Below are 25619 nucleotides of genomic sequence, written 5' to 3'. Positions count from 1 at the left end.
CTGGGTTGTGCTGCTAAATAGCCCCAAACACCAAGGTCGACAGGGTGTAAATAGCCAAACCGGCCAGTGATCCGACAACAGTGCCGTTAACGCGAATGAACTGCAGATCGCGACCGACCATCAGTTCAATCTTGTCGGAAGCCTCATCGGCGTCCCAACGCTCGACGGTCTCGGAAATGATCGAGGTAATCTCGCCCGCGTAGTTCTCAGCGATGAAGACGACAGCCGCTTCCAGACGGCGGTCCATTCGTTTGCGCAACTCAGGATCGGACTGGATTCGCTCGCCGTAGCGGGCGGCCGTTTCCGAGACCTTCCGACGGAGCAGGGAGTCCGGGTCGCGGGCAGCGTCGACAAGCTTTGCGGATGTTGATGCCCAAATCTTCGCCGGTGCCTGTGTGACAGCGGCGGACGAAAGAATGTCAGTCTTAATTTCTTCGACCTTGGCGATGGTCTTCTCGTCGTTCTGCAAATCAACGGCGAGCTGCGTGAGGAAGCGGTGGAGCGCCAGGCGCGCGTCGTGCTTAGGGTCATGCTGCACCTGCCAGGTCCAATCAACCAGCTCGCGATAGACCTTGTCGCCGATGAGATCGTTGACAAAGCTCGGCGCCCAGGATGGGGCACGCTCTCCGACGAGGCGGTCGATAAGATTCTGCGAGCCCAGCGACTTCCGGTGCAGCCACTCAGCCATCTGCTGGACAATAGGCTCGGTGCGCCCCTCTTCGATGAGCTGCTCGAGAACCTTACCCGCTGGTGGTCCCCACTCCGGGGCCGCAACTTCGTCGATGACTGCTGACTTCAGCACTGCGGCGGCATCGTCAGGATTAATCGCCTCCAGCACATTTCCGGTGAACTTACCGACCTCTGCTGACACTTTGTCGGCGTTTCCCGGCGCTACCAGCCATTCGCCGATACGCTCAGGAATCTCTGCCTTACGCACCTTGTCCACAATCAAAGCGGGGTTCAGGAAGTTGTCTCCGACGAACTGCGCCAGAGACTCACCGACCTGATCCTTCTTGCGGCGGACGATAGCGGTGTGTGGGATAGGAATGCCGAGCGGGTGGCGGAACAGAGCTACGACTGCGAACCAGTCGGCGAGGGCACCGACCATGCCGGCCTCAGAAGCAGCGCGAACGTAGCCCACCCACGCGGGCACAACTTCGCCTGCGGATAAGTGTGAAGACTCAATACCGCGGCATGTGAAATACACAGCGGTTGCGATGACCAGCAGCATCGTAGCGAAGGCCTTGGCCTTACGCAGTTGCGCACGTTTTTCCGCCTCAACCTCTGGTGATGGCCCGGGAACTTCGAGACGGCCCGAGACCGTATCTACAGCTGCCGGGAGCTTAGCGGGGTTGTTATCCATGTGTATAGATTAGGCGCCGAAAACGCGAAAATGCCACCGCGCCGCAGTCCGCTGTTGGTGAGAGAGGTACTTCTCAGTACTTCCCTACCCCAGCGCACTGTGCACAGTGGCATCAACTGTGGAGGTGCTAGTTCAAAAGGCTAGCGTTGCATCCGCCTAAAGGCGAGCCCCTTTAAACTGGGGCAAGCCTTTAGTGGTGAGTGCCGAATTCCTTTCGGTAAGCCTTGTAGTCACGACGACCGATGGAGATGCAGGCCAGACCTGCAATAACCATAACCAGTGCGACAACCAGGCCAGCCCACATGAACACGCTGCCGTCGAAGTTCCAACCACCGGTGTAGTCGGTGTAGTTGGCGGCATCCTTAGCCAGGAAACCGTTGCTGTGAGAGGCAGTAGTCTGGTCGGCAAAAACGGTCGTTGCGAGACCGAAAATGAAGGTGCCCCAAGCCGCCAGAGAGGCGAGCATGAGTCCCATGCCAATCCAGGTAATGCTCTTGTGAAGCGAGGAGTATTCGGCATTCATGCTCTGAGGCACGTAACCGTCGACGAAGTGCTCTTCGCCCTGGTAACGCTTGACTGCATTCGCCATAATCTATGTCCCTTCTGGAAAACTCTAATCGAGAAAGAGTTTAGTCGTCCTTACCGCGGAAGAACGAACGAGCTCGTTCCTTGGTAACGGCGGCAACCGCAGTCAGCGGGATACCTGCCGGGCAGACGTCAGCACATTCACCATAGAGAGAGCACGGACCGAAGGTGCCTTCGACCTCGTCAACCATCTTGCGAGCACGCTTGCCACGCTCTTCCTTACCCAGCGGGACCAGGGAGAGGTGAACCAGCTTTGCGCCGGTGAACAGGTGTGCAGCACCGTTCGGGCAAGCTGCGACACAAGCACCACAGCCGATGCAGGCTGCGTGGTCAAGTGCGAACTCAGCGGTCTCGTGGTTCAGGTGCAGAGTATCTGCATCCGGAGCGGTACCAGCGTTGATGGAGACGTAGCCACCCTGCTCGAGGACACGGTCCAGAGCGGAGCGGTCAACGACCATGTCCTTGATGACCGGGTATGCGGCGGAGCGCATCGGCTCGATCTTCAGGGTGTCACCATCGTTGAACTGGTGCAGACGCTGCTGACAGGTCGGGGTGTTCTGGCCCGGGCCGTGCGGACGACCGTTGACGTTCAGACCACAGGTACCACAGATACCCTCACGGCAGTCAGATGCGAACGCGAACGGCTCCTTGCCGGACTCGACGTACTTGGAGTTGACGTGGTCAAGCAGCTCCAGGATCGACATCTCTGCGACGGCGTCGTCAACGTCAACGGATTCAAAGTGTCCCTCGACGTTCGGACCTGCTTGGCGCCAGATTTCAAGGTGCAGTTTCATTACTTGTAGTTCCTTGTCATGAGCGGGACGGCTTCGAAGGTGAGCGGCTCGGCGTGGCGAATGAATTCGTGACCGGACTGATCCCATGCAGGACCATTGTTGCCTCGCTCCCATGCGGAAACGAAGCACCAGTTAGCGTCATCGCGCTCTGCCTCGCCATCTTCGGAGATGTGGTCATCGCGGTAGTGAGCACCACAGGACTCATCGCGGTCGAGGGCGTCGACACACATGAGCTCACCGAGGTCGATGTAGTCAGCAACGCGGTTAGCGTACTCGAGCTGCTGGTTCATCTCGTTCGGCTCACCCGGGATGAACAGGTCAGACCAGAATGCCTTACGCAGTTCGCGGATCTCCTCGATACCGCGAGCCAGGTCTTCCTTGTTACGGGCCACACCACAGTCGCGGTAGAGAATCTCACCGAGCTGACGGTGGAAGTACTCAGCGCCGTGCTTGCCCTGGATGCTCATCAGCTTGTCCAGGCGAGCCTGAGCGCGGTCCAGTGCTTCCTTGGCCTCCGGAGCATCCTCAGCCAGGCGGTCGGTACCGAGCAGCGGGCCGAGGTAGTTCGGAATGGTGAACGGCAGGGTGAACCAACCGTCGACCGAACCGGACAGCAGGGAGTTTGCACCAAGACGGTTTGCACCGTGGTAGGTCCAGGATGCCTCGCCACCGGTGAACAGACCCGGGATGGAGGTCATCTGGTTGAAGTCAGACCACAGGCCGCCCATGGTGAAGTGGCAGGTCGGAGCAATACGCATTGGAACCTTGTACGGGTCCTCACCGATTGCCTCTTCGTACATCTGAATCAGGTTCGAGTAGCGTTCCTTGATGACCGGCTGGCCCAGGCGCTCAATTGCGTCACGCAGATCCAGGTAGACGGAGTTCTTCAGCGGGCCAACACCGTAGCCGGCGTTAATCTGCTGAGAGTTGGCACGGGAAGCGACGTCACGCGGGACGAGGTTACCGAATGCCGGGTAGCGACGCTCCAGGAAGTAGTCGCGCTCGTCTTCCGGGATGTCGTTGGCCGGGCGCTCGTCGCCCTTCTTCTTCGGGGTCCAAATACGTGCGTCGTTACGCAGGGACTCGGACATCAGAATGGTCTTCGACTGCCAGTGCGCGTTGACCGGAAGACCGGTCGGGTGGAACTGGATGAAGGACGGGGATGCGAAGTAAGCACCCTGATCGTATGCACGCATGATGGCCGAAGCGTTGGAGTTCTTGGCCAGCGTGGACATGTGGTAGACGTTGCCGTAACCGCCGGTAGCCAGAATAACTGCGTGAGCAGTGTGAACGGTCAGCTCACCATTGATGAGGTTACGCATGATGGCACCCTGGCAACGGCCGTCGGCGACGATGATGTCAACCAGCTCGTTGTGGGTGAAGATCTCGACGTTGCCGAGACCGATCTGACGCTGCAGAGCCGAGGTAGTCGACAGCTGCAGCTGCTGACCCGTCTGACCACGGGTGTAGTACGTACGGGAGACCTGCACACCACCGAAGGAACGGGTTGCCAGGGTACCGCCGTACTCGCGAGCGAACGGAGCACCGATTGCATTCAGGTGGTCGATGACGCGGACGGACTCGACAGCCAGACGCCAGCAGTCGTTCTCGCGGCAGCGGTAGTCGCCGCCCTTAACGGTGTCCTTGACGTGGCGGTAAGCGCCGTCGTTGTCGACCTTCTTACCGCGAGCGGAGTTGACACCACCCTGTGCAGCAATGGAGTGCGCACGGCGCGGAGCGTCGTGGTAGGTGAAAACCTGCACGTCGTAGCCGAGCTCGCCGAGCGCAGCAGCGGCAGCGCCGCCAGCCAGGCCGGTACCGACGACCATGACGCGGAACTTACGACGGTTCAGCGGCGAGACCAGGTTGGCATGATCCTTCTGGTACTGCCAGTGGTCCTTCATGGAGACCTTGTCACCCGGGGAGTTATCGGACAGAACCTTGCCGATCTTGACCCCGTCGACAGCGCTTTCCGGCGCGCGGAAGTCCGCAGCGACGGTTGCTTCAGTGTTAGTCATAGTAAATTTCCTCCTCGACCTACGAGACCAGACCGGTCAGGACGGCGACTGGGATGAAGATGTTGCCGACAACAACCAGCAGCGGCAGCAGGCCGGACAGGAACAGCAGAACCTTGCGCCAGCGCTTACCGGTGATACCGAGGTCGGAAGTAGCGGTCCACAGACCGTGGGACAGGTGCAGCAGCAGAGCAAGCTGCGCAATGATGTACCAAACAACAACACCCGGACGCGAGAAGGACGCAACCACGTTCTGGTATGCCTCACCGTGCTCGAAAGAAGACGGAGCAACGCCAGCGCCGATGGTCAGGTCCAGCAGGTGGAAGATGATGAAGGCCAGCAGCACGATGCCGGTGATCACCATCGAACGTGCGGTAAAGGTGTTCCAGCTGGACACCATGCCCTGACGGCGGAACTTGCCGCGGGACTGCTTAGCACGTGCAGCCAGGGTGAGGCCACCGAAAATGTGCAGGACAATAGCTACCAGCAGGACAATGCGGAAAATCCACAGAATGCCCTCGTTCGGAACTGCCGGAGCACCGACAGTGCGCAGGAAGGTCGCGTATGCGTTGAAGTCTTCCTCGCCAGCGAAAATCTTCAGGTTACCCAGCATGTGGACAATAACGAAGAGGCCAAACAGCACGCCAGTGACGGCCATGGTCAGCTTCAGAGCCCACGAAGGGTATTTAGGCTGCTCGCGCAGCGGTTCTACATTAATTTTGCCGTGCGCGATTGCGTCACGGTTTGAACTTTTAACAGTCATGGCACCTCCAGTGTCATATTCACTCTAAAGTCACACAGCGCCTGGTAAACATTTTTCCCCCTTTTGGGTGGGGATTTTCACAGGTTACCTAGGCCTTTTCTCCGCCTTTTCTCAGGTTATCGCATTTTAGCCGCTTCTGAGGTTGTCGCTGCATAAACCCTCTCCCCCACCATAAAAACGCGCCTACCCCGACTTTTGCCGATTTTTCACCCGCCCAAACCGACTAATAACGCAACATAAATAGCACGAAAATAAAAAAACCGCCCACTTTTCTCAGGTGGACGGATTTAATACTCAATAATTATGTTGCGAAATTCTTTATTTTTACCCCTGCCCAATTCCCCAACGGCCCAAACAGCCACCCCCAACAGGCAATCCCCCCCATTGGCGCCGTGTGCAGCCGAAGCCGTCCGGCTAATCCTCGCCCTGATCCGAGTTCGCCATCACCACGGTCAACGGCTCCGGACCAACGATCACCTCATGGCCTGCGACCATAATCGGCCCAACCTGGTGGTCACCCTCCTCCAGGACGACTTCCACCGTGCGGCCGCGCACCGTCACTCGGATACGACAACCTCGAATAGTGACTCGGTATGTCAGACCACTCCAGTCCTCCGGCAGACGCGGATCAATACTGTAGCGGCCGTCATGATCGCGGAAACCACCGAATCCATAGACCAGGGACTGCCACACACCACCGGCAGATGCAACGTGAACACCATCGGCAGCGTTGCCGTGCAAGTTCGCCAAATCCACATAGAGCCCACGCAGGAAGAAGTCCATTGCCTGCTCCTGCAAGCCCAACTCGGCCGCAACAATGGACTGCACAACTGCGGACAGCGAGGAATCACCAGTGGTGAGCGGATCGTAATACATGTAGTCTGCGCGCTTTTGTTCCGTCGTAAAGCGATTGCCCATGAGGAACAGTGCGAGGACGACGTCCGCCTGCTTAATGACCTGGTGACGGTAAATCGTCAGCGGGTGGTAATGCAGCAGCAGCGGGCGTAGCGGGCCAACCTCGGGATCGTCGAGATTCCAGCGCTTACGCAGCAGGAACTGGTCATCCTGAGGGTGAATGCCGAGCTTCTCATCGAACGGGATGTACATCGCCTCAGCGGCCTGCTCCCATTCTTCAACCTCGCGCTCGGTGAGGTCGAAGCGGTTGGTCAGTTCGCGATAGGCAGCAGGGCGATCGCGCTTCATCTGCTTGACGACGTCCGCAGCAACCCGCAGGTTATACTGCGCCATCACGTTGGTGTACAGGTTGTTGTTCACCACCGTGTTGTACTCATCTGGACCGGTGACGCTGTGAATTTGGAACTCTCGCTGCTCGGCATCGAAGAAGCCCAGCGACATCCAAAACCTGGCCGTGCCGAGCAACAGATCCGCGCCCTCCTTGAGCAGGAACTCCTCATCACCGGAGGCATAGACGTACTTCATCATCGCGTACACGATGTCCGCATCGATGTGGTACTGCGCCGTGCCGGCCTCAAAGTAGGCCGAGGACTCCTGACCATTGATGGTGCGCCACGGGAAGAGGGCACCGTCGTGCGCCAGTTCGTCGGCACGCGCCCACGCGGCTTCGAGCATGTCCCAGCGGAAACGCATGGCATTGCGCGAAAACTGCGGCGACGTATAGGTAAGGAATGGGGTCACGTAGATTTCCGTGTCCCAGAAATAGTGGCCGCCGTAGCCGGTGCCGGTCATTCCCTTGGCCGGGACGCCTTGGAATTCGGCGCGGGCGGCGGCCTGGATAATCTGCCAAATGTTCCAGCGCACTGCCTGCTGAATCTCCGGCTGATTGTAAATGACCACGTCAGAGCGCTCCCAGAAGCGTTCGAGCCACTCCTCCTGGTTCTCCATCAGCCCCAGCATGCCGATGCGGCCGACGCGGTTCAGGGTGCGCTCACAGCGGAATGCCAGCTCTTCGGCACGCACCTTGCGGGAGGAGTGGTACGCGACCAGCTTCTCCAGGCGTATGACAGTGCCGACCGGCGCATCCAGGTTGAACAGGGAGCTGGCCACATCCGGCTCGGTCGACTGCGAAATCTCTACGAACGGCTCCGTGCCGTCGGGAGTGCGGACAGTAAAGGTGTGGTCCATGGAGGTGGCCACGGTCATACCGGAGTTCGCGCAGCGGTAGCCCAGCGTCGAGCGCTGCCCATGCGCCGATTCCGACTGAAATGCCGGAATGAGAACGCGGTCTTCCAGCGCCTCGGCGCGACGGGGATCCAGTTCGGTGCCCTGCGCCTTAGCGGCATCGTGGTATTCGTCCTCGCCGTCCTGGCGGTTGAGGATCTGCGAGTTAATCATCACCGCAGCATCCGCATCCAGCAGCTCGACTTCCAGACTCATCGCGGCGACATGCTTTTCCTGGAAAGACACCATGCGCTCAGAGGTGACGCGAACGCGCTTGCCACCCGGGGTGCGCCAAATGAACCGACGACGCAGCACACCCTCGCGGAAATCCAGGCTACGTTCGTAGTCGCTGACCTCAGCATTGCCGAGACGCAGGGGCTCATCGTCAATGTAGAGACGCATTGCCTTGGCGTCCGGAGCATTGGCAATCGTCTGCCCCTGACGGGCTAGGCCGTAGGCGTCCTCGGCGTGCCTAATCGGCCAGGTCTCATGCAGACCGTTGATATAAGTGCCGTGCTCACTGGAGTCACGGCCCTCCGGCGGGTTGCCACGCATGCCGATGTACCCGTTCGACAGCGCAAACAGCGTCTCGCCCAAACCGAGCGGGAGGCCGTTCGGCTTCGTCTCAATCAGACGCCACTCATCGACCGGAGTGATGTCTCGGTCCATGAGTCCCTCGGCATTTACAAGGTGGTGGTGCTTATCCGCACGATCCGCCGGGAAGTTACGACGCTGCTTACGACGAACTGGGGACACCGTCTCCTCCTGTTTTTCAGCTTCGGCGGTCTCCGCGTCGTGACCCTGCCCCTGCGGAATCACACGCTCGGTCTCGTCGACTGCCGCCGTGGTCGAATCGTTGGCCATGATGCCTTCCGGTTTTGTCTCAGCCATTTGTCACGAGCCAGCCTAGACGAGTGCCGCCAAGTCACTGACCACAACGTCGGCGCCCGCTCGGCGCAGTGCTTCTGCGCCAGCACCGCGGTCAACACCAATGACCAGACCAAATGCGCCGGCTGCACCCGCTTGCACACCACTGATGGCATCCTCGACCACCACGGCATCGCGCGGCGCCACCCCCAGATTCTCCGCCGCGTACACGAAAGTATCGGCGGCTGGTTTACCCGGCAGATTGTTCTCGTGCGCCACCACGCCGTCAACAATCTCCACGAACCGCTCACGCAGCCCAGCGGCCGTCAGCACCGGCACCGCGTTCTTCGACGAGCTAACCACCGCCAACTGCGGTTTTTCGCTTGCCGACGAGTCCCCCGCGCCCTGTAACTCGTCGAGCAGCGCAACCGATCCCGGGTAGGCCTCAATTCCCCTCTCGACTCGCGCCAAGAAGTCATCATTTTTGCGCTTCCCGAGTCCCACAATCGTCTCGTCTTTCGCTGTGTCCTCATCGCTACCGTGTGGCAGCGAAATGCCACGAGATTCCAGGATTGCTGCGATGCCCTCATCGCGGCGGCGGCCATCGAGGTAGGTGAAGTAGTCCTCCTCTGTGTAGGCCGAGACACCCTTGAGCTCGAAGTAGTCGCTAAACATGTCTGCCCATGCCTGCTCGTGCACATCTGCGGTAGGGGTAATTACCCCGTCGAGGTCAAAGAGGATTGCGCCCGCGCTATGGAGGAATTCTTTGGCCTTGGCGAGGTTGGTAGCACTATCGGTCGTGGAATTAGTCATGGGGGTCGCAGCTCCTTGGACGTTGCAGACTGCATATTCTCAATTAACTTCCCAATCAACGCTAGCAACGTTGCCCCTACCCCGCTTGTGAACCCGGGTATCTCGAATCTGAGAATCATGGTGCGATTCCCCCAAAAACAAAACTGCCGGCGCGCATGCGGAATTGGCATCAGAGGTTAGCCAATACCACCTACAAACCGGCAGTTTGGGTATCTATTTTGTTATTTCAGGCTCGGCAGCCGCAGCCCGACCAAGAATTAATCCTGGTCGATGCCCTCGCGCTTCTTGAACTCCAGGCGACGGCGGTGCAGGATCGGCTCGGTGTAACCGGACGGCTGGTTCACACCATCGAGGATGAGCTCCTTGGCAGCCTGGAAACCAATGGACTTGTCGAAGTCCGGAGCCATCGGCAGGTATGCCTCATCGCCCTCGTTCTGGCGGTCAACGACCTCGGCCATGCGCTCCAGCGAATCGATGATCTGCTCCTCGGTGACAACACCGTGCAGCAGCCAGTTAGCCAGAGTCTGGGAGGAAATACGCAGGGTAGCGCGGTCCTCCATCAGGTCAACATCGTTGATGTCCGGCACCTTGGAGCAGCCAACACCCTGCTCAACCCAGCGGATAACGTAGCCCAGGATGGACTGGCAGTTGTTGTCCAGCTCGTTAGCCTTGTCCTCATCGGACCAGTCAGCGCCCGGCTCGCCAGCCTTAGCTGCCGCTACCGGGATGGTGAGCAGATCACCGAAGGTGTCGCGACGACCGTCGGTAAGCAGCTTGTCCTGAACGCCGAAGACGTCAACCTCGTGGTAGTGGGTAGCGTGCAGCACACCACCGGTCGGGGACGGAACCCATGCGGTGGAAGCACCCTGCTTCGGCTGACCGATCTTCTGCTCCAGCAGCTCGGCCATCTGCTCGGTCATGGCCCACATGCCCTTACCAATCTGAGCCTTGCCCTGCAGGCCGTGTGCCAGACCGGAGTCGACGTTGTTGTCCTCGTAAGCCAGCATCCACGGAGCGGTCTTCTGAACAGCCTTGCGGAACATCGGACCAGCCTGGATGGAGGTGTGGATCTCATCACCAGTGCGGTCCATGAAGCCGGTGTTAATGAAGACGACGCGCTCGGAAACAGCCTTGATGGCGACGTCCAGGTTGACGGAGGTACGACGCTCCTCGTCCATCAGGCCGACCTTCAGGGTGTTGTGCGGAAGACCCAGCAGCTTCTCAACGTCTGCGAACAGCTCGTTGGTGAATGCAGCCTCATCCGGGCCGTGCTGCTTCGGCTTCACGATGTAGATCGAACCGGTACGGGAGTTCTTACGTGCGTTGTCCTGGTCCAGGCCCGGGATTGCACACACAGCGGTGACGACGGCATCCATGATGCCCTCGAAAATCTCCTCGCCGTCGCGGTCGAGGATGGCCGGGTTCTGCATCAGGTGGCCGACGTTACGGACCAGGTTCAGGGAACGACCGTGCAGGGTGACCTCGGAACCGTCAAGAGCGGTGTAGGTGCGGTCGTCGTTGATGGTACGGGACAGCTTCTTGCCGCCACGGGTGAACTCGACTGCGAGGTCACCGACGTTCAGGCCCAGCCAGTTGGTGTAACCCAGGGTCTTGTCAGCAGCGTCAACTGCGGCGACAGAGTCCTCGAGGTCCATGATGTTGGTGACAGCGGCTTCCAGGATGATGTCCTTGACGCCAGCCTTGTCAGTCTTGCCAACCGGGGACTCCGGGGCAATCAGCAGCTGGATGTGCAGACCGTTGTGCTTGAAGTAAATGGACTCCGGCGCGTCCTTGTCACCGGTGTAGCCGACCAGGGTCTCCGGCTCGCGCAGACCGGAGGTAGCGCCGCCTTCCAGGGTTGCCTGCAGGTGACCGTCGACGATGTCGTAAGAGGTGACGTCCGCGTGGGAACCGTCGACCAGCGGCAGAGCCTTGTCCAGGAAGTTACGACCCCATGCGATAACGCGGTCACCGCGGACCTTGTTGTAGCCCGGGGTGTCCTTCTCCGCACCGCCATCTTCAGGAATAGCGTTGGTGCCGTACAGCGCGTCGTAAAGCGAGCCCCAGCGTGCGTTCGCAGCGTTGATGGCGAAACGGGCGTTGAGGACCGGCACAACCAGCTGCGGGCCAGCGGTGGAAGTGATCTCGGTGTCGACGTTAGCGGTAGTGACCTGGAAGTCACCCGGGTTGTCAACGAGGTAGCCAATTTCCTTCAGGAATGCGACGTACTCATCCTGATTCTGCTCGCCCGGGTGTTCCTTGTACCAAGCGTCGAGCTTTTCCTGCAGCTCATCGCGCTTGGCCAGCAGCTCGCGGTTGCGCGGAGTGTACTTAGCGACAATGTCACCGAAGCCGTTCCAGAACGCGTCCTTGTCCTCAATGCCGGCGGCGGGGAGTGCGGTGTCATTAACGAAGTCGTAAAGAACCTTCGCGACCTGCATTCCACCTGCCGAAATACGCTGTGCCATTGCTCTCCTCAAAACTATTGATTGCAATTTGCCCATCCAGCCACGGCCACGTCAGCGGCTCACACTGGATGCGTTGTTCCCCTACTGTATGTGATTCGGCGCACTTATGAACCGTCTTTTTCCATAACCGCCAACCGCCAGCCCGGTATAGCGCCGCTCACATTTGCCATTTCATTCGCTTTACGACGAGCACCCTGCGAACAGACCCCACCCCTCCCCAATGACCATTCGGGCATTCAATCCTGACGCCACAACCAGCCCTCCCCCACCCGCATTGACTGCAGCATCCCCGGCACTCTTTCCTCCAGCCACAGAACACCACACACAATGGGAAAGTGTCGCGCCTCACAGACATTTACTATTGCGACCTGCGTATCAACGGCCAGCGACCAATCACGTCGCTACAGCCTCGGCCTTCAAACCAGACCATAAAAGCGAGATGACAACCGAGACCCTGGCCACTACCCAGGGATGCTCCGGCGGGGTACTGACGGTGTAACGGCAGTGTATTTAGAAGCCCGTTTCCACCTTTACGGCCATAATTTCGGGGGTAGCGAAACACCCCCTAAACCCCAAACACTGTTAACGGCCGGCTTTGATAAATACCAAAATATAAATCACCCCAAAGCGGGGGGAACATTATTCGCGAGCCCGCCATAGGGAAATAACAGTACAAATGTACCGGCCGGTCACAGGCGAAAATTGTTAAAGCCAAGCTACACATCACAATGTTTGCAATCTTCACAAGTGTTATCCGTATTACATACTTGAATTCACATCGGAAGCTGCTTGACGAACGTAGCGCTATGCCCCAAAATGTGAGACATGGCACGCGGAAGCGGACATTGTTTTTGTTCGCGTGTTTGCGTGCAGGGGTACAGCACTTTGCTAGCGCCCCCTGCATTCACGTGACACCGCGGTCACTATCGGGTCAGCCTGTAGATCGGTTCTGTCGGAATTGTTCTTAAGTCAGCACCCGGAGTTCAAAAAGCAAGCAAAAGGAAGTGACTCCGTTTATGTCTAACGTTGGTAAGGCACGTACCGCCGCCGAAATCCAGAAGGATTGGGACGAGAACCCGCGCTGGGAAGGTATCACCCGCGACTACACCGCTGAGCAGGTTGCTGAGCTCCAGGGCTCCGTCGTCGAGGAGAACACCCTCGCTCGCCGCGGCGCTGAGATCCTGTGGGAAGGCGTCAACGTTAAGGACGACTCCTACATCAACGCTCTGGGCGCACTGACCGGTAACATGGCCGTTCAGCAGGCTCGCGCTGGCCTGAAGGCTGTCTACCTCTCCGGTTGGCAGGTTGCTGGTGACGCTAACCTCTCCGGCCACACCTACCCGGACCAGTCCCTGTACCCGGCCAACTCCGTGCCGAACGTCGTTCGCCGCATCAACAACGCTCTGCTCCGCGCAGACGAGATCGCTCGTATCGAGGGCGACGACTCCGTCGACAACTGGCTGCTGCCGATCGTCGCTGACGGTGAGGCTGGCTTCGGTGGCGCTCTGAACGTCTACGAGCTGCAGAAGGCTATGATCAACGCTGGTGCCGCTGGTACCCACTGGGAGGACCAGCTCGCTTCTGAGAAGAAGTGTGGCCACCTGGGCGGCAAGGTCCTGATCCCGACCCAGCAGCACATCCGCACCCTGACCTCTGCTCGCCTGGCTGCTGACGTCTCCAACACCCCGACCGTCATCATCGCCCGCACCGACGCTGAGGCCGCTACCCTCATCACCTCCGATGTTGATGAGCGCGACCAGAAGTTCATCACCGGTGACCGCACCTCCGAGGGCTTCTACCACGTCCAGAACGGCCTGGAGCCGTGCATCGAGCGTGCAAAGTCCTACGCTCCGTACGCTGACATGATCTGGATGGAGACCGGTACTCCGGACCTCGAGCTGGCTAAGAAGTTCGCTGAGGGCGTCAAGGCTGAGTACCCGGACCAGCTCCTGGCTTACAACTGCTCCCCGTCCTTCAACTGGTCCGCTCACCTCGAGAAGGACGAGATCGCCAAGTTCCAGAACGAGCTGGGCAAGATGGGCTTCAAGTTCCAGTTCATCACCCTGGCTGGCTTCCACGCCCTGAACTACGGCATGTTCGACCTGGCTTACGGCTACGCTCGCGAGCAGATGTCCGCATTCGTCGACCTGCAGAACCGCGAGTTCGAGGCTGCCGAGAAGCGCGGCTTCACCGCTGTCAAGCACCAGCGCGAGGTTGGCGCTGGCTACTTCGACCGCATCGCCACCACCGTCGACCCGAACTCCTCCACCACCGCCCTGAAGGGCTCCACCGAGGAGGGTCAGTTCTAAGTCACTCGACTTAGGGCTTAGGTCAAGGACCTAACTTCAACACCCAGCGAGGGTTGCACTTACAGCCCTCGCTGGGTGTTTTTGTGTGTTCATCGACGTGTCGACTCCGGGCCGTCGTGAAGCGTGCCTGAGAACCTCAGCACCTACACACGTAAGCAAAGGTTGCAACGGTTTTCTACACAAGTTCAGCAAAGCCCGCGATATGCTGGGCAGTATGTCGAAAACCTATGTCGGATCCCGCCTCCGCCAGCTACGCCGCGAGCGCGACCTCAGCCAGGCTGCGCTCGCACAGGCGTTGGGCCTCTCGGCTAGTTACGTCAACCAGATTGAGCACGACGTCCGCCCGCTGACTGTGCCCGTGCTGCTCCGCATCACGGACACATTCGGCGTTGACGCGACTTTCTTCTCCCGAGATGACGACTCCCGCCTCCTCGCTGAGGTTCAGGACGTGGTGATGGACAAGGAGATCGCTAAGTCCCCCATGGACCTGCAGGCGATCTCGGAAATGGTTCGCGACCATCCCGACATCGCCCGCATCATGGTGGATATCCACCGCCGCTACCGCAACGTCACAGACAAACTCTCTCTGGCCACCGAGGAGCGCAACTTCGGCAACAGCACCGACACCGCCTCCGGCTCACAGGCGCTGACCATGCCACATGAGGAGGTCCGCGACTACTTCTACGCCCGCCAGAACTACATCGCTTCGGTCGACACCGCCGCCGAGGAGCTGGCCCGCGAGCTGCGCATCACCGACGAGACCACCGATGTGGTCTCTGTGCTGGCCGACAGGCTGTCCAACGACCATGGGATTCGGATTGCGCTGGAATCGTCGTTAGGCGATGTGCAGCACAGCCTTGATCGGCGGACGAAGACGCTCTACCTCGCGCGGCACCTCTCGCCGGGACAGCGGGCCTTCCGCATGGCCACGGAGCTGGGGTTTTTGGAGCAGGGCGAGACCATTTCCGAGGCTGTCGCGTCCGGGCATTTCATGTCGGAGGAGTCGCGGAAGCTGGCGCAGCGCGGAGTCGCGACGTACTACGCGGCGGCCCTGATTCTGCCGTATGAGTCGTTCCATGCGATGGCTGAGTCGAAACGCTACGACATCGAGCTGTTGTCGCGCACTTACGGCGTGGGCTACGAGACCATCTGCCACCGACTGTCCACGATGCAACGCCCCAGCTTGCGCGGTATTCCATGGACATTCGTGCGCGTCGACCGCGCGGGTAACATGTCCAAACGCCAATCCGCCACGGGCTTCCACTTCACGCATTCGGGCGGTACCTGCCCGCTGTGGAACGTCTACGAGACTTTCTCCTACCCCGGCAAAGTCATGCGGCAGGTCGCACTCATGCCGGATGGTCGGCCGTACATGTGGATTTCGCGGACCGTGGAGCATCACGCGGCCCGTTTCGGCAAGCCAGGTAAGGTTTTTGCCATCGGTTTGGGCTGCGAGGCCCGTCACGCTGAGCGCACCGTGTACGCCGATGGTCTCGATCTCGCGGACCTCGACGCCGCCACTCCGATCGGTGCCGGCTGCAGGGTCTGCTCCCGCGAGGCCTGTCCGCAGCGCGCGTTCCCGCCGATCCATCGCGATATCGACATCAACATGCACCGCTCCACCGTCTCGCCGTACTAGTTCGCTTTACGACGGGCGCAGGGCCGGCCTGTTTGCGGGGGGCTTGGTTCGCGCAGGATGCCCCCCCCCCCCCAAAAAAAAGGAAGACCCCAAAAAGAAAGTGCTTAAGTTTATGACACTTTCGCACCGATTTTCACGGTCAAACTGTCATAAACTTAAGCACTAACTCGTATTTGCCTGAACCGGAACCAGCCCAGTGAGAGCCAGGACCAGCGAAAACTGGCCCCAGGCCAAAGCCACAACCTCTTACAGGTTGATCATCTTGCCCATAACGCCCTCAGCTGCTTCCTTCATAGCCTCGGACATGGTCGGGTGAATGTGGACGGCGCGGCCGATTTCCTCAGTGGTCAGCTCGTACTTCTCAGCCAGAACCAGCTGCGGCATGAGCTCCGAAACGTTGGCGCCCACCATGTGACCACCCAGCAGCTCGCCGTACTCAGCATCTGCAATGAGCTTCACGAAACCAGCCGGCTCCGCCAGACCCTGGGCCTTACCGTTGGCAGAGAACGGGAAGGTGGAAACCTTAATCTCGCGGCCGTTCTCCTCTGCCCACTTCTTGGCCTGCGCCTCGGTCTTACCGAAGGAACCAACCTGCGGGTTACAGAAGGTTGCGCGCGGCATCATGTTGTAGTCCGGGATGGTCTCGGTCTCGTGTCCCGCCATGTGCTCAGCTGCGATAACGCCCTGTGCCTCAGCGACGTGTGCCAGCTGCAGCTTCATGGTGACGTCACCGATGGCGTAGATGTTGTCGACGTTGGTGCGCATGTACTCGTCGATGACAATCTCGCCGCGCTCGCCCAGCTCAACACCGGCCTTGTCCAGGCCGATGCCCTCGGTGCGCGGTGCGAAGCCGATGGAGACCATAACGCGGTCGACGGTCAGAGTCTGCTCGTCGCCGCCATCCTTGGCCTCGACCTTGACCTCAACCGAGTCACCATTGTCCACGATGGAGGTGGTCTTGTGCCCGGTCATGAGCTTGACGCCCAGCTTCTTGTATTCCTTGGCAATAACCTTGGAGACGTCTGCGTCCTCGTTCGGCAGAACGTTGTCCATGAACTCGACGATGGTGACGTCCACGCCGTAGTTAGCCAAGACGTATGCGAACTCCATACCGATGGCGCCAGCGCCGACGATAACCATGGAGTCCGGCAGCTCGTCGGAGAGAATCTGCTCTTCGTAGGAAACGATGTTGCCGCCGACCTCAACGCCCGGCAGGGAACGGACGACAGAGCCGGTTGCAATAATCGCCTTGTCGAAGGTAATTTCCTTGCCCTTGTCATCGCCATCAGTGATGGCCATGGAGGTCGGGCCAGTGAATTCACCGAAACCGTTGATTTCGGTGATCTTGTTCTTCTTCATCAGGAAATGAACACCCTTGACGATGCCCGCGGACACCTTGCGCGAACGCGCGTGTGCGGCACCGAAGTCAAAGGAGACATCGCCGGAGATACCGAAGGTCTTAGCCTCATGGTTGAAAATGTGCGCCACCTCGGCGTTCTTCAACAGAGACTTGGATGGGATACAGCCAACGTTGAGGCAGACACCGCCCCAGTATTGCTTCTCCACCACAGCGGTCTTCAGCCCCAGCTGGGATGCACGGATTGCTGCGACGTATCCGCCAGGACCGCCGCCGAGTACTACAAGATCAAAATGTTCAGCCACGTGCACAAGTCTACGCACGACTTGTCTTTACTTCACGCGCGAGTCCCGGTTTTACCTACTGCGGTCGGCTACGGTGGTGGGCATGGGCACCGACACGGACACCGACTTGGGCAACAATCTCTCCTTCCTCTCCACTGATCTTGTCCCCGATTGGCTGGACGATATCGACGGCTCCCAGGCGCTGGCGTGGGCTCGCGCGCAGTCGAAGGCCACCGTCGCAGGTGTCGATTCGCTTGCCGACGACACCAGCGACCGCACCAACCTGGAACAACGCATCCTGGCTGCGCTCAACACCGATGCCCGGATCGCATACCCGGTGCGGCGCGGCGAGTACCTCTATAACTTCTGGCGGGATGCCGAGCATCCTCGGGGCCTGTGGCGGCGCACCTCGTTGCAGAGCTATCTGGCTGGCCAGGAGGATCCGCAGGCGACCGAGTGGGAAAATCTCATCGACCTCGATGCGCTGGCGAAAGCCGAGGGAGAAAACTGGGTCTGGAAGGGCACGGTGTGCCGTTATCCGGAGTATGACCGCGCGTTGATTCTGCTCTCTCGCGGCGGGGCCGATGCCACTGTGGTGCGGGAGTTTGACCTCGTCAACTGCACTTTTGTGGAGGATGAGCCGTTCTACCTCCCGGAGGCGAAGTCCGATGTCTGTTGGTTGGGTCGTGACGAAATTCTCGTTGGCAGTGACTTTGGTCCGGGGTCACTGACGGATTCGGGCTACCCGCGGCAGGTGCGGAGGTGGCGGCGCGGCACGCCGTCGTCAAGCGCGGATGTGATTTTCTCGGGCCACAGTGATGATGTGGCCGTGGGCGGCTGGTTCGACGCGACGGAGGGGTTCGAGCGGCTGTTTGTCGAGCGTGCGCATGATTTTTATAATTCGCAGCGGTTCGTGGCAGCGGAGCGTTCGGGCAAGTTGGCGGCGCAGCAGAATGGGGACTTTTCCCTGCAGATCCTGGAGGTACCGCAGGACTGCCGGACGAGTGTCCATAGGCAGTGGTTGGTGCTGATGCCGCGCACGGAGTTCAATGGCATTCCGGCTGGTGGCGTGGCCGTTGTGGAGCTCGAAAAGTGGCTGGCGGGCTCGCGTGAGGTGGAGGTGATTTTCACCCCTGATCCGCACACCTCGTTCCAGCAGCTGGCGTGGACGAAGAACTTCCTGGTGTTGACGCTGTTGGAGGATGTCGCGACGAAGTTGGTCGTGTTGCGGGAGGGCTCGTGGGAGCCGGTGGAGGCTTTCGGCGAGTTACCGGCACAGGCCACTGTGAGCGTGATTGATACGGCCTCTGAACGCGACGATGAAATCTGGTTGGTGTCGACCTCGGCAACGCAGCCGGCAACTCTCTGGTACGGGCAAGTCGGCAACCCGCTCACGGAAGTGCGGCGTGCTCCGGCGCTCTTCGACAGTGAGGGGATGGAGACGCGGCAGCACTGGGCGACCTCGGCCGATGGCACGCGGATTCCGTATCGCATCACCGGCCGCTTCAGCGCGGGCGCTGGTGCAAGTGCTGACGCAGGCGCTAGTGCAGAGACAACCACAGCCACACCCACTCCGAACCCAGCCCCTACCCTCGTGCACGCCTACGGCGGTTTCGAGGTCTCACTGGTCCCGCAGTACTCGGCGATTCGTGGCCTGACCTGGCTCGAGCGGGGCGGGTACTTCGTGGAGGCCAACCTGCGTGGCGGTGGCGAATTCGGCCCGACCTGGCACTCCTCGGTGGTCAAGACTGAGCGGATGAGGGTCTATGAGGATCATCAGGCCGTGCTGCGCGACCTGGTTGAACGCGGCTACTGCACGCGCGAGCAGCTGGGCGTGCGCGGTGGTTCCAACGGCGGGCTGCTGACCGCAGTCTGCCTCACCTCCTACCCGGAGTTAGTGGGCGCAGTGGTGTCCCAGGTGCCGCTGGCGGACATGATGCGCTATCACAAGCTGTCCGCGGGAGCCTCCTGGATGGCCGAGTATGGAAACCCGGACGACCCCACCGAGCGGGCTGCGATTGCGCAGTATTCGCCGGTCCAGCGCGTCGTCAAGCGAGAGCAGCGCGCCTACCCGCCAGCGTTGATTACGACGTCTACCAGGGACGACCGCGACCACCCGGCACATGCGAGGAGCCTGGCGTGGCTGCTGGAGGAAGCGGGACAGCCGGTGGATTATCACGAAAATACCGAAGGAGGCCACGCCGGTGCGGCGGATAATTCGCAGGTCGCGTTCGTCGAGGCACTCATATCTACGTGGCTGTGGAACAAGCTCAAGTAAGGTAACAGCCGTGAGTAGCGCTGATTTCACTAATCCTTATACCGGTATTGCGTTCAACCTGGGTTTCCGGGTGAACAAATACGAGCTGGACCTCGACTATCGGGTCGGGCCGAATCGTCTGAAGGCGACGGCGACTCTGCATATCGAAATCAATGCTTGGACCTCACACATCACGCTCGACTTTGCGGATGCGCTGGGGGCCGATTCGGTGGATGCGATTTCCGATTCGCAGGCACACTCAATCGATGTAAAGCGCTGGCGCCATTCGGGACGCAAGCTGCGCGTCACCTTTGACCGCGAGTTGGCTCCCGACGAGACGCTGCGGCTGATTGTGACTTACTCGGGCACGCCACGTCCGGTGCGCTCGAAGTGGGGCGAAATTGGCTGGGAGGAACTGGAAAACGGCGCGCTCGTGGCATCGCAGCCGGTGGGCGCGGCGTCGTGGTACCCCTGCGATGACGATCCCGAGGTCAAGGCGTTCTACGAGTTCACAATGGTCACCGACGCTCCCTACGAGGTCGTCGCACCAGGGCTTGCCGACGCTCCGGTGAACGTGGGCGGATCGCGCCGCCGCTGGCGGTTTGTCACCGAGGAGCCCATGGCCTCCTACCTGGCCACCATCAATGTCGGCCAGTTTAAGAAGGTCGAGCTGCCGTGCCAGACCTCGACCGTAGTGGCCTGGGTGCCCTCTGAGTTGGTGGCCAATGCCCGCCATGACTTCCGAGATCAGGGCCGCATGCTCGATGAATTCGCCAAGCTCTTTGGCCCTTACCCCTTCCGCGCCTACCAGGTGGTCATTTGTGAAGACGACCTGGAGATCCCCATCGAGGCACAGGGTCTGTCCATCTTCGGAGCCAACCACGCCGACGGCAAGGACACATGGAATCGACTGATTGCCCACGAGTTGTCGCACCAGTGGTTCGGCAACAGCGTCGGCATTTCGCAGTGGCGCGATATCTGGCTCAACGAGGGTTTTGCCTGCTATTCCGAGTGGGTGTGGTCCGAGGTCAGCGGCGGTGCCAGCGCGGATGTGCACGCCCGCAAGCACTACCTGGACCTGCTTCAAGATGATCAGGACATCGTCATCGCCAACCCAGGGCCCAAGCTGATGTTCGACGACCGTCTGTACAAGCGCGGCGCGCTGACTGTGCACGCTCTGCGTCTGCTGCTGGGCGACGAGGTGTTCTTCGACCTGGTGCGCCAGTGGACCACCACCAACCGCCACAGTGTGGTCGATGCAGTGGACTTCCGCGCACTGGCCAACCGCGTATGCCGTGAGCGTGGCATCACCACCTCGCACCTGGATGTCATCTTTGACTCCTGGCTGTCACGCAGCTCCTTGCCTGACTTCCCCACTGATCCGACGCGCTCCCCTGCTGACCAGGGCATCGGCGATAATGGTGCTCCAATCGTGGATGAGGAACTGACCGCTCAGTTTGAAAAGCTCGGCTACTCGAAGGCCAAGGACTAGAGAGCTAGAGGCACGTCAATGTCCGGTTTCAAATGGTTGTCGCTGGCCACGATTGTCGCGGCGATAGGCAGCTTCGCGGTGCTGATTATCTCGGCCCGTGCACTCCCCAATGCGGTAAACCTGCAGTTCGTGGCGTTCTGGGGGCTTTTCTTCGCGCTCACGGGTGTTCTCGGCGGGCTGATGCAGGAGACCACGCGCGCAATCGGTGCTGCGGAATCGCGGGAGCGGGATCGGGATCGAGAGCAGGGGCAGAGCCAGGAGCAGGAAGCCTCGGAAGCGGGTCAAACTCTCGGTGCTCGTCCCATCACAGTGTCCCTGGGCGTCGCCGCAGTTACTTTCGTCACCATGGCAGTGACGGGTCCGCTGTGGGCCCCACTGGTCGTGCAGGATGACGCCGGCACTGCAATTCTGCTCATGGCTTTTGGTCTGGCGCTGTACTCCATGCAGGCCACCACCTCGGGTCTGCTCAGCGGCCGCCAACTGTGGGGCCCCTACGCCGCGCTAATCATGATTGACATTCTCGTGCGCGTGGCTCTGGCACTCATCGCCTGGTACTTCGGCTGGGGCCTGCTGGCGTGGCTGATTATCACGGCCTTCGGCACTGTCAGTTGGCTCATTCTCGCGCTGTTTTCCCCGGCAACCCGCTCGGTCATGTTCGCGCGTGCCGACGTCCCGGTGCGCCGCTTCATCACTCTCATGGTCACGGCCATGGGCGCATCCGGCGCATCTGCTGTGCTGGTCACAGGTTTTCCGACAATCGTCAAGATTGCCGGCGAAGCGGTCACCACTGGCGCCGGGATAGCCGAGTCGCTTACCCCGCCGCATGCCAACAACTTCACCGCAGCGGTGACCATTGCGGGTATCGCCTACGCTGTAACGCTGACCCGCGCTCCGCTGCTCATGCCCTTGGAGAAGTTCCAAAACGCCATCATTGTGAGCTTTGTCCGGCATCGCTCCGAAGGCGTGCTGGCAGCGCTGGCCAAGCCGTTGGGGGCGCTGGCTGCTTTCGGCACCTTCGGGGCGGGCCTGGCATGGCTCATCGGCCCGTGGATTATGACTCTCATCCTGGACGATAGCTATCACGTGTCCGGGCCGGTGCTCGCAGCGCTGACGCTCGGTGCGACGTTGACCGCCATGTTGATGATTACCGGCTCGGTCACCTTGGCAGTGGAAAAGCACCACATGTATCTGATCGGTTGGTTGGCTGCGACCACGATCGCCGTTGCCATTCTTTTCCTCCCTGGGCACCTGTCGGTACGCACGGTCGCGGCTATCGCCGTAGGCTCTGCAGTAGGTGTTGTCATTCACCTGCTTGCGCTGCGCAAACTTTCCCCACGTGCTGCCAGGTCAGCCGTATCGGAGGCTTTTGCGGTGGAATAACACCACCCACATCCAATGCCGTCCCCCCCAAAAAAACCGTCCACATCCCCCTGCAACTCCCAAGGTTCGAGACTCACATGTCCACCATCACTAACCTCACGGTTCTCATGACCGTCTACCACCGCGTCGTCCCCGACCAGCTCGATGCTGCGCTGCAGTCGCTGTGGAACCAGACGCGTCCGGCCGCGCACGTCATCGTGGTTATCGATGGCCCGATCGGGCAGGAACTCGACCGGGTCGTCGTCAAGCATGAGCAGGCGCATTCGGAGATGACCGTGCTGCGGTGTGCGGAAAATGGCGGCTCGGGAGTGGCTTCGCAGGCGGGTCTTCAGTTGGTGGAAACGCCATGGGTGGCGCGGCTGGATGCGGACGATATTGCGCGTGCGGACCGCTTTGAAAAGCAGTGGGACGTGCTGACCGCTAATCCGGAGTTGGATGTGCTGGGCAGTGCAATGGCGGAGTTCGAGGGCACGCCGGACAATGTGGTGCGTGTGCGGACCCTGCCGCAGACGCACGCCGAGATTGCGCGTTATATCAAGATCAATTCGCCCGTGAATAACCCCTCCTCGATGCTGCGAACGGCGAAGGTGCGTGAGGTCGGTGGGTATCGCGACATCCGTCTGATGGAGGACTACGACCTCTGGGTGCGCCTCATGGCCGCCGGCGCGAAGTTTGAGAATCTGCCCGAGCCGCTGGTGTACTTCCGCGCCGACGGCATGTTCGAGCGGCGAACCTCGCGCGGCATCATCCGCGGTGAACGTCAGCTCCAGCGCACGCTGGTAGCTGAGGGGCTGATTTCCAGGCCGCGGGCGGTGTTTAACTTGGCGGTGCGGACACTTTTCCGACTTTTGCCAACTCAGCTCATGTCACGCGCGTATCGACGATTGTTTGTGCGGTAGGCTTCGGAGCGATGACTGACAACATGGATTTCTCGGACACCTGGCTGATTGTGCCGTGCTACAACGAGGGCCAGGTTATTCGTGAGGTTCTCGAGCACGCTCGCGAGACCTTCCCCAACATTGTCGCGGTCAACGACGGCTCTTCGGATAACTCCAGCCTGGAGATCCACAGGGCTGGCGCTCACCTGGTCAACCACCCTGTCAATTTGGGTCAAGGGGCGGCTATCCAGACCGGCGTGGAATACGCTCGCGCGCAGGCTGGCTCGAAGTACTTTGTCACCTTCGACGCCGATGGCCAGCACCAGGTCAAGGACGTAGTCGCCATGGTGCAGCGACTGCGCAGCGAACCAATCGACATCATTGTGGGGACCCGTTTCGGCCGCCCTCGCGCCGAAGATGACCAGGTGCCGCTGATTAAGCGAATTGTCCTCAAGACGGTGGTCATGTTGTCACCACGCACGCGCCGGCTCGGTCTTACCGACGCCCACAACGGTCTGCGCGCCTTCAACCGCACGGTGGCAGAGCAACTGAACCTGCGCATGAACGGAATGAGCCATGCCTCCGAATTTGTCGAGGTCATGGACAACAGAGGCTGGCGTACCGCTGAGCAGTCGGTGGATATCCTCTACACGGAATACTCCATGTCCAAAGGGCAATCCTTGTTCAACGGTGTCAATATCCTTGCCGACTCCCTGATTTCGAAGAGGCTGCCATGACCGCATCCATCGTTCAAATTATTTTGCTGCTGGCGATGGTGGGCCTGGTGGCTTACTTCGTCGCTAACCGTCGTAAAGCGCGCGCCAAGGCGGGCGTGAAGCTGGGCTTCGTCCTTTTCGTCGTCGCGTGCCTGTGGGCAATCGTGCGTCCCGACGATCTGACCGTGGTGGCCAACTGGATCGGTGTGACCCGGGGCACCGATTTGCTGCTCTACGTACTGGTGTTGGCGTTCGTGTTTACCACGGTGTCGTCCTACATCCGCTTCCGAGAACAGGAACTGCGCTACGCGCGACTGGCTCGTGCAGTGGCTTTGAAGACCGCTGTGCGTCCGGAAGAGGAAATTGTGATTTCGGGCAGCCAGCAGAACAGCCAAAAGGACAGCACGACGAAGGTCGAGAACAACGCTCCGTCCGACTAATCGGCACGCTAAGCGCATGTGAATCTGAGGCTGTGGTTCCATAGAAGCCATGAGCGAAGAAAATAAGGACAACGCCGCCGCTGACAACAGCAGCGATTCGCAGCAGCCCTCGGCAGACGCAGCGTGGCAGGAGACACCGCAGGAACCCCAGCAGGGTTCTCAGCCGGTACCCACTGAGCAGGACTTGGAGTCCTGGTCTGCCGACAGCGGTGGGAAAACTAAGTCGTGGTACTCGATCCCGAACGCCGCATGGGCGCTAGCTGTCGTCGCATTGATCGTTGTCGGCGCAGCGGGCTTCTTCGCTGGTTCGCGTTCGGCTAGCTTCAACGGCGTGAGCACCGTCAACATGGCGGGCGTTGCACCAGGCAAGGGGGAAATTGCGCCTGTACCTGGCCCGAATGGCTCTTTCGACGCCAGCATCTACGGCCCAAAGGCGGGAGCGCAGCTGAAGTCCCCGGAGGATATGGACAATGTCCACCGCCGCAATGAAAATGATCCTTTTGCTCTCGGTGCAGTGGATGCGCCGGTCGTAATCTCAATCTACTCGGACTTCGAATGCCCGTTCTGCGCGAAGTTCGCAAACGAAACCGAGTCTGCCCTCGTGGAAAAGTACGTCAATGAGGGACTGGTCCGCCTGGAGTGGAACGATATGGCCATCAATGGTGAGAAGGCCATCAAGGACGCTGAGGCCGGCCGTGCCGCGGCAGCTCAGGGCAAGTTCTGGGAGTTCTCCCGTGCGCTGTTTAAGAAGGCCGGCGAAAAGGGCCAGGGCCACCCGGAGTTCACTGAAAAGGAACTGATTGCCGTCGCTCGTGAGGCCGGTGTGCCGGACATGAAGCGCTTTGAAAAGGAACTTAAGGACGGCAAGTGGACCGAGGCGGTCGAGAATGCCACCCAGTTCGGTTCGATGCTGGGCATTTCCGGTACTCCGGGCTTCCTCGTTGGTACTCAGTTCGTCTCGGGCGCACAGCCTCTCGACGTGTTCGAGGACAATATCGAGCTGGCTCTCATCCACGCCAAGCGCGCGGAGGAAGCTGGCAAGTAACCTGGCTGACTCACG

18 protein-coding genes are annotated in these 25619 nt (G+C 60.1%); 9 read left to right on the top strand and 9 right to left on the bottom strand.

Features of this window, described 5'->3' with window-relative positions:
- Window positions 1-13 precede the first annotated feature (13 nt).
- From HMPREF3130_RS02430 to HMPREF3130_RS02395, 8 genes are all read right to left on the bottom strand, one after another.
- A complete protein-coding gene (locus HMPREF3130_RS02430; RefSeq protein WP_070429268.1) occupies window positions 14-1363 on the bottom strand; it encodes a DUF445 domain-containing protein in 1350 nt (449 codons plus the stop codon).
- 190 nt (window positions 1364-1553) lie between these two features.
- Entirely contained in the window at window positions 1554-1952 is a 399-nt protein-coding gene (locus HMPREF3130_RS02425; RefSeq protein ID WP_070429267.1) for a hypothetical protein, read from the bottom strand.
- A gap of 40 nt (window positions 1953-1992) precedes the next feature.
- Window positions 1993-2742 carry a succinate dehydrogenase/fumarate reductase iron-sulfur subunit gene (locus tag HMPREF3130_RS02420; RefSeq protein WP_005511353.1) on the bottom strand — a complete coding sequence of 250 codons (750 nt, stop codon included), beginning with the start codon at window positions 2740-2742 and terminating at the stop codon, window positions 1993-1995.
- Window positions 2742-4760, bottom strand: a complete 2019-nt coding sequence (locus HMPREF3130_RS02415) for a fumarate reductase/succinate dehydrogenase flavoprotein subunit (RefSeq protein ID WP_016421965.1) — start codon at window positions 4758-4760, stop codon at window positions 2742-2744. Before HMPREF3130_RS02415 ends, HMPREF3130_RS02420 begins: the two co-directional genes overlap by 1 nt.
- 19 nt (window positions 4761-4779) lie before the next feature.
- Entirely contained in the window at window positions 4780-5520 is a 741-nt protein-coding gene (locus HMPREF3130_RS02410; RefSeq protein WP_049189509.1) for a succinate dehydrogenase cytochrome b subunit, read from the bottom strand.
- Between the two features lie 414 nt (window positions 5521-5934).
- Entirely contained in the window at window positions 5935-8550 is a 2616-nt protein-coding gene (locus HMPREF3130_RS02405) for a glycoside hydrolase family 65 protein (RefSeq protein WP_070429266.1), read from the bottom strand.
- Between the two features lie 15 nt (window positions 8551-8565).
- The gene (locus HMPREF3130_RS02400; protein WP_210387119.1) at window positions 8566-9339 is read right to left on the bottom strand and encodes an HAD family hydrolase; all 774 of its coding nucleotides are present in this window, start codon (window positions 9337-9339) and stop codon (window positions 8566-8568) included.
- A 257-nt stretch (window positions 9340-9596) separates the two neighbouring features.
- Window positions 9597-11807 carry a malate synthase G gene (locus tag HMPREF3130_RS02395; protein ID WP_070429265.1) on the bottom strand — a complete coding sequence of 737 codons (2211 nt, stop codon included), beginning with the start codon at window positions 11805-11807 and terminating at the stop codon, window positions 9597-9599.
- 1016 nt (window positions 11808-12823) lie between these two features.
- Between HMPREF3130_RS02395 and aceA the strand changes: the two genes are divergently transcribed.
- Both aceA and ramB read left to right on the top strand, forming a co-directional pair.
- On the top strand, window positions 12824-14116 hold the full coding sequence (gene aceA, locus HMPREF3130_RS02390) for an isocitrate lyase (protein WP_016421960.1): 1293 nt from the start codon (window positions 12824-12826) through the stop codon (window positions 14114-14116).
- Window positions 14117-14330: 214 nt separating this feature from the next.
- A complete protein-coding gene (ramB, locus tag HMPREF3130_RS02385) occupies window positions 14331-15755 on the top strand; it encodes an acetate metabolism transcriptional regulator RamB (protein WP_246815098.1) in 1425 nt (474 codons plus the stop codon).
- A 246-nt stretch (window positions 15756-16001) separates the two neighbouring features.
- On the opposite strand, the gene lpdA is transcribed toward ramB, so the two are convergent.
- Window positions 16002-17417 carry a dihydrolipoyl dehydrogenase gene (gene lpdA, locus HMPREF3130_RS02380; protein ID WP_049189521.1) on the bottom strand — a complete coding sequence of 472 codons (1416 nt, stop codon included), beginning with the start codon at window positions 17415-17417 and terminating at the stop codon, window positions 16002-16004.
- A gap of 82 nt (window positions 17418-17499) precedes the next feature.
- Here lpdA and HMPREF3130_RS02375 point away from each other — a divergent pair, with 82 nt between their 5' ends.
- The 7 genes from HMPREF3130_RS02375 to HMPREF3130_RS02345 all read left to right on the top strand — a co-directional run bounded on the left by HMPREF3130_RS02375 (window position 17500) and on the right by HMPREF3130_RS02345 (window position 25604).
- A complete protein-coding gene (locus tag HMPREF3130_RS02375) occupies window positions 17500-19674 on the top strand; it encodes a prolyl oligopeptidase family serine peptidase (RefSeq protein WP_083276327.1) in 2175 nt (724 codons plus the stop codon).
- Between the two features lie 10 nt (window positions 19675-19684).
- Window positions 19685-21145, top strand: coding sequence for a M1 family metallopeptidase (locus HMPREF3130_RS02370; RefSeq protein ID WP_070429263.1), 1461 nt, complete (start codon window positions 19685-19687; stop codon window positions 21143-21145).
- An 18-nt stretch (window positions 21146-21163) separates the two neighbouring features.
- Entirely contained in the window at window positions 21164-22525 is a 1362-nt protein-coding gene (locus HMPREF3130_RS02365) for a lipopolysaccharide biosynthesis protein (protein WP_070429262.1), read from the top strand.
- 77 nt (window positions 22526-22602) lie between these two features.
- The gene (locus HMPREF3130_RS02360) at window positions 22603-23424 is read left to right on the top strand and encodes a glycosyltransferase (protein WP_049192969.1); all 822 of its coding nucleotides are present in this window, start codon (window positions 22603-22605) and stop codon (window positions 23422-23424) included.
- 23 nt (window positions 23425-23447) lie between these two features.
- Window positions 23448-24140: a glycosyltransferase family 2 protein gene (locus tag HMPREF3130_RS02355; protein WP_070429286.1), complete on the top strand. Its 693-nt coding sequence runs from the start codon at window positions 23448-23450 to the stop codon at window positions 24138-24140.
- Window positions 24137-24559: a DUF2304 domain-containing protein gene (locus HMPREF3130_RS02350; protein WP_069359070.1), complete on the top strand. Its 423-nt coding sequence runs from the start codon at window positions 24137-24139 to the stop codon at window positions 24557-24559. Before HMPREF3130_RS02355 ends, HMPREF3130_RS02350 begins: the two co-directional genes overlap by 4 nt.
- A gap of 49 nt (window positions 24560-24608) precedes the next feature.
- Complete coding sequence (locus HMPREF3130_RS02345; protein WP_070429261.1) at window positions 24609-25604, top strand: DsbA family protein; 996 nt, start codon at window positions 24609-24611, stop codon at window positions 25602-25604.
- The last annotated feature ends 15 nt before the right edge of the window (window positions 25605-25619 follow it).

Source organism: Corynebacterium sp. HMSC14B06 (assembly GCF_001807075.1).
In the GTDB taxonomy this organism is placed as follows: domain Bacteria; phylum Actinomycetota; class Actinomycetes; order Mycobacteriales; family Mycobacteriaceae; genus Corynebacterium; species Corynebacterium jeikeium_D.
The sequence above is the reverse complement of the archived record's forward strand: the minus strand, read 5'-3'. Positions and strand labels throughout refer to the sequence as shown.

What these genes read in the sequence shown, in the direction of transcription:
- HMPREF3130_RS02430 (WP_070429268.1), bottom strand. Translation starts at nt 1,363, where the DNA reads ATGGATAACAACCCCGCTAAGCTCCCGGCAGCTGTAGATACGGTCTCG.
- HMPREF3130_RS02425 (WP_070429267.1), bottom strand. Translation starts at nt 1,952, where the DNA reads ATGGCGAATGCAGTCAAGCGTTACCAGGGCGAAGAGCACTTCGTCGAC.
- HMPREF3130_RS02420 (WP_005511353.1), bottom strand. Translation starts at nt 2,742, where the DNA reads ATGAAACTGCACCTTGAAATCTGGCGCCAAGCAGGTCCGAACGTCGAG.
- HMPREF3130_RS02415 (WP_016421965.1), bottom strand. Translation starts at nt 4,760, where the DNA reads ATGACTAACACTGAAGCAACCGTCGCTGCGGACTTCCGCGCGCCGGAA.
- HMPREF3130_RS02410 (WP_049189509.1), bottom strand. Translation starts at nt 5,520, where the DNA reads ATGACTGTTAAAAGTTCAAACCGTGACGCAATCGCGCACGGCAAAATT.
- HMPREF3130_RS02405 (WP_070429266.1), bottom strand. Translation starts at nt 8,550, where the DNA reads ATGGCTGAGACAAAACCGGAAGGCATCATGGCCAACGATTCGACCACG.
- HMPREF3130_RS02400 (WP_210387119.1), bottom strand. Translation starts at nt 9,339, where the DNA reads ATGACTAATTCCACGACCGATAGTGCTACCAACCTCGCCAAGGCCAAA.
- HMPREF3130_RS02395 (WP_070429265.1), bottom strand. Translation starts at nt 11,807, where the DNA reads ATGGCACAGCGTATTTCGGCAGGTGGAATGCAGGTCGCGAAGGTTCTT.
- aceA (WP_016421960.1), top strand. Translation starts at nt 12,824, where the DNA reads ATGTCTAACGTTGGTAAGGCACGTACCGCCGCCGAAATCCAGAAGGAT.
- ramB (WP_246815098.1), top strand. Translation starts at nt 14,331, where the DNA reads ATGTCGAAAACCTATGTCGGATCCCGCCTCCGCCAGCTACGCCGCGAG.
- HMPREF3130_RS02375 (WP_083276327.1), top strand. Translation starts at nt 17,500, where the DNA reads ATGGGCACCGACACGGACACCGACTTGGGCAACAATCTCTCCTTCCTC.
- HMPREF3130_RS02365 (WP_070429262.1), top strand. Translation starts at nt 21,164, where the DNA reads ATGTCCGGTTTCAAATGGTTGTCGCTGGCCACGATTGTCGCGGCGATA.
- HMPREF3130_RS02360 (WP_049192969.1), top strand. Translation starts at nt 22,603, where the DNA reads ATGTCCACCATCACTAACCTCACGGTTCTCATGACCGTCTACCACCGC.
- HMPREF3130_RS02355 (WP_070429286.1), top strand. Translation starts at nt 23,448, where the DNA reads ATGGATTTCTCGGACACCTGGCTGATTGTGCCGTGCTACAACGAGGGC.
- HMPREF3130_RS02350 (WP_069359070.1), top strand. Translation starts at nt 24,137, where the DNA reads ATGACCGCATCCATCGTTCAAATTATTTTGCTGCTGGCGATGGTGGGC.
- HMPREF3130_RS02345 (WP_070429261.1), top strand. Translation starts at nt 24,609, where the DNA reads ATGAGCGAAGAAAATAAGGACAACGCCGCCGCTGACAACAGCAGCGAT.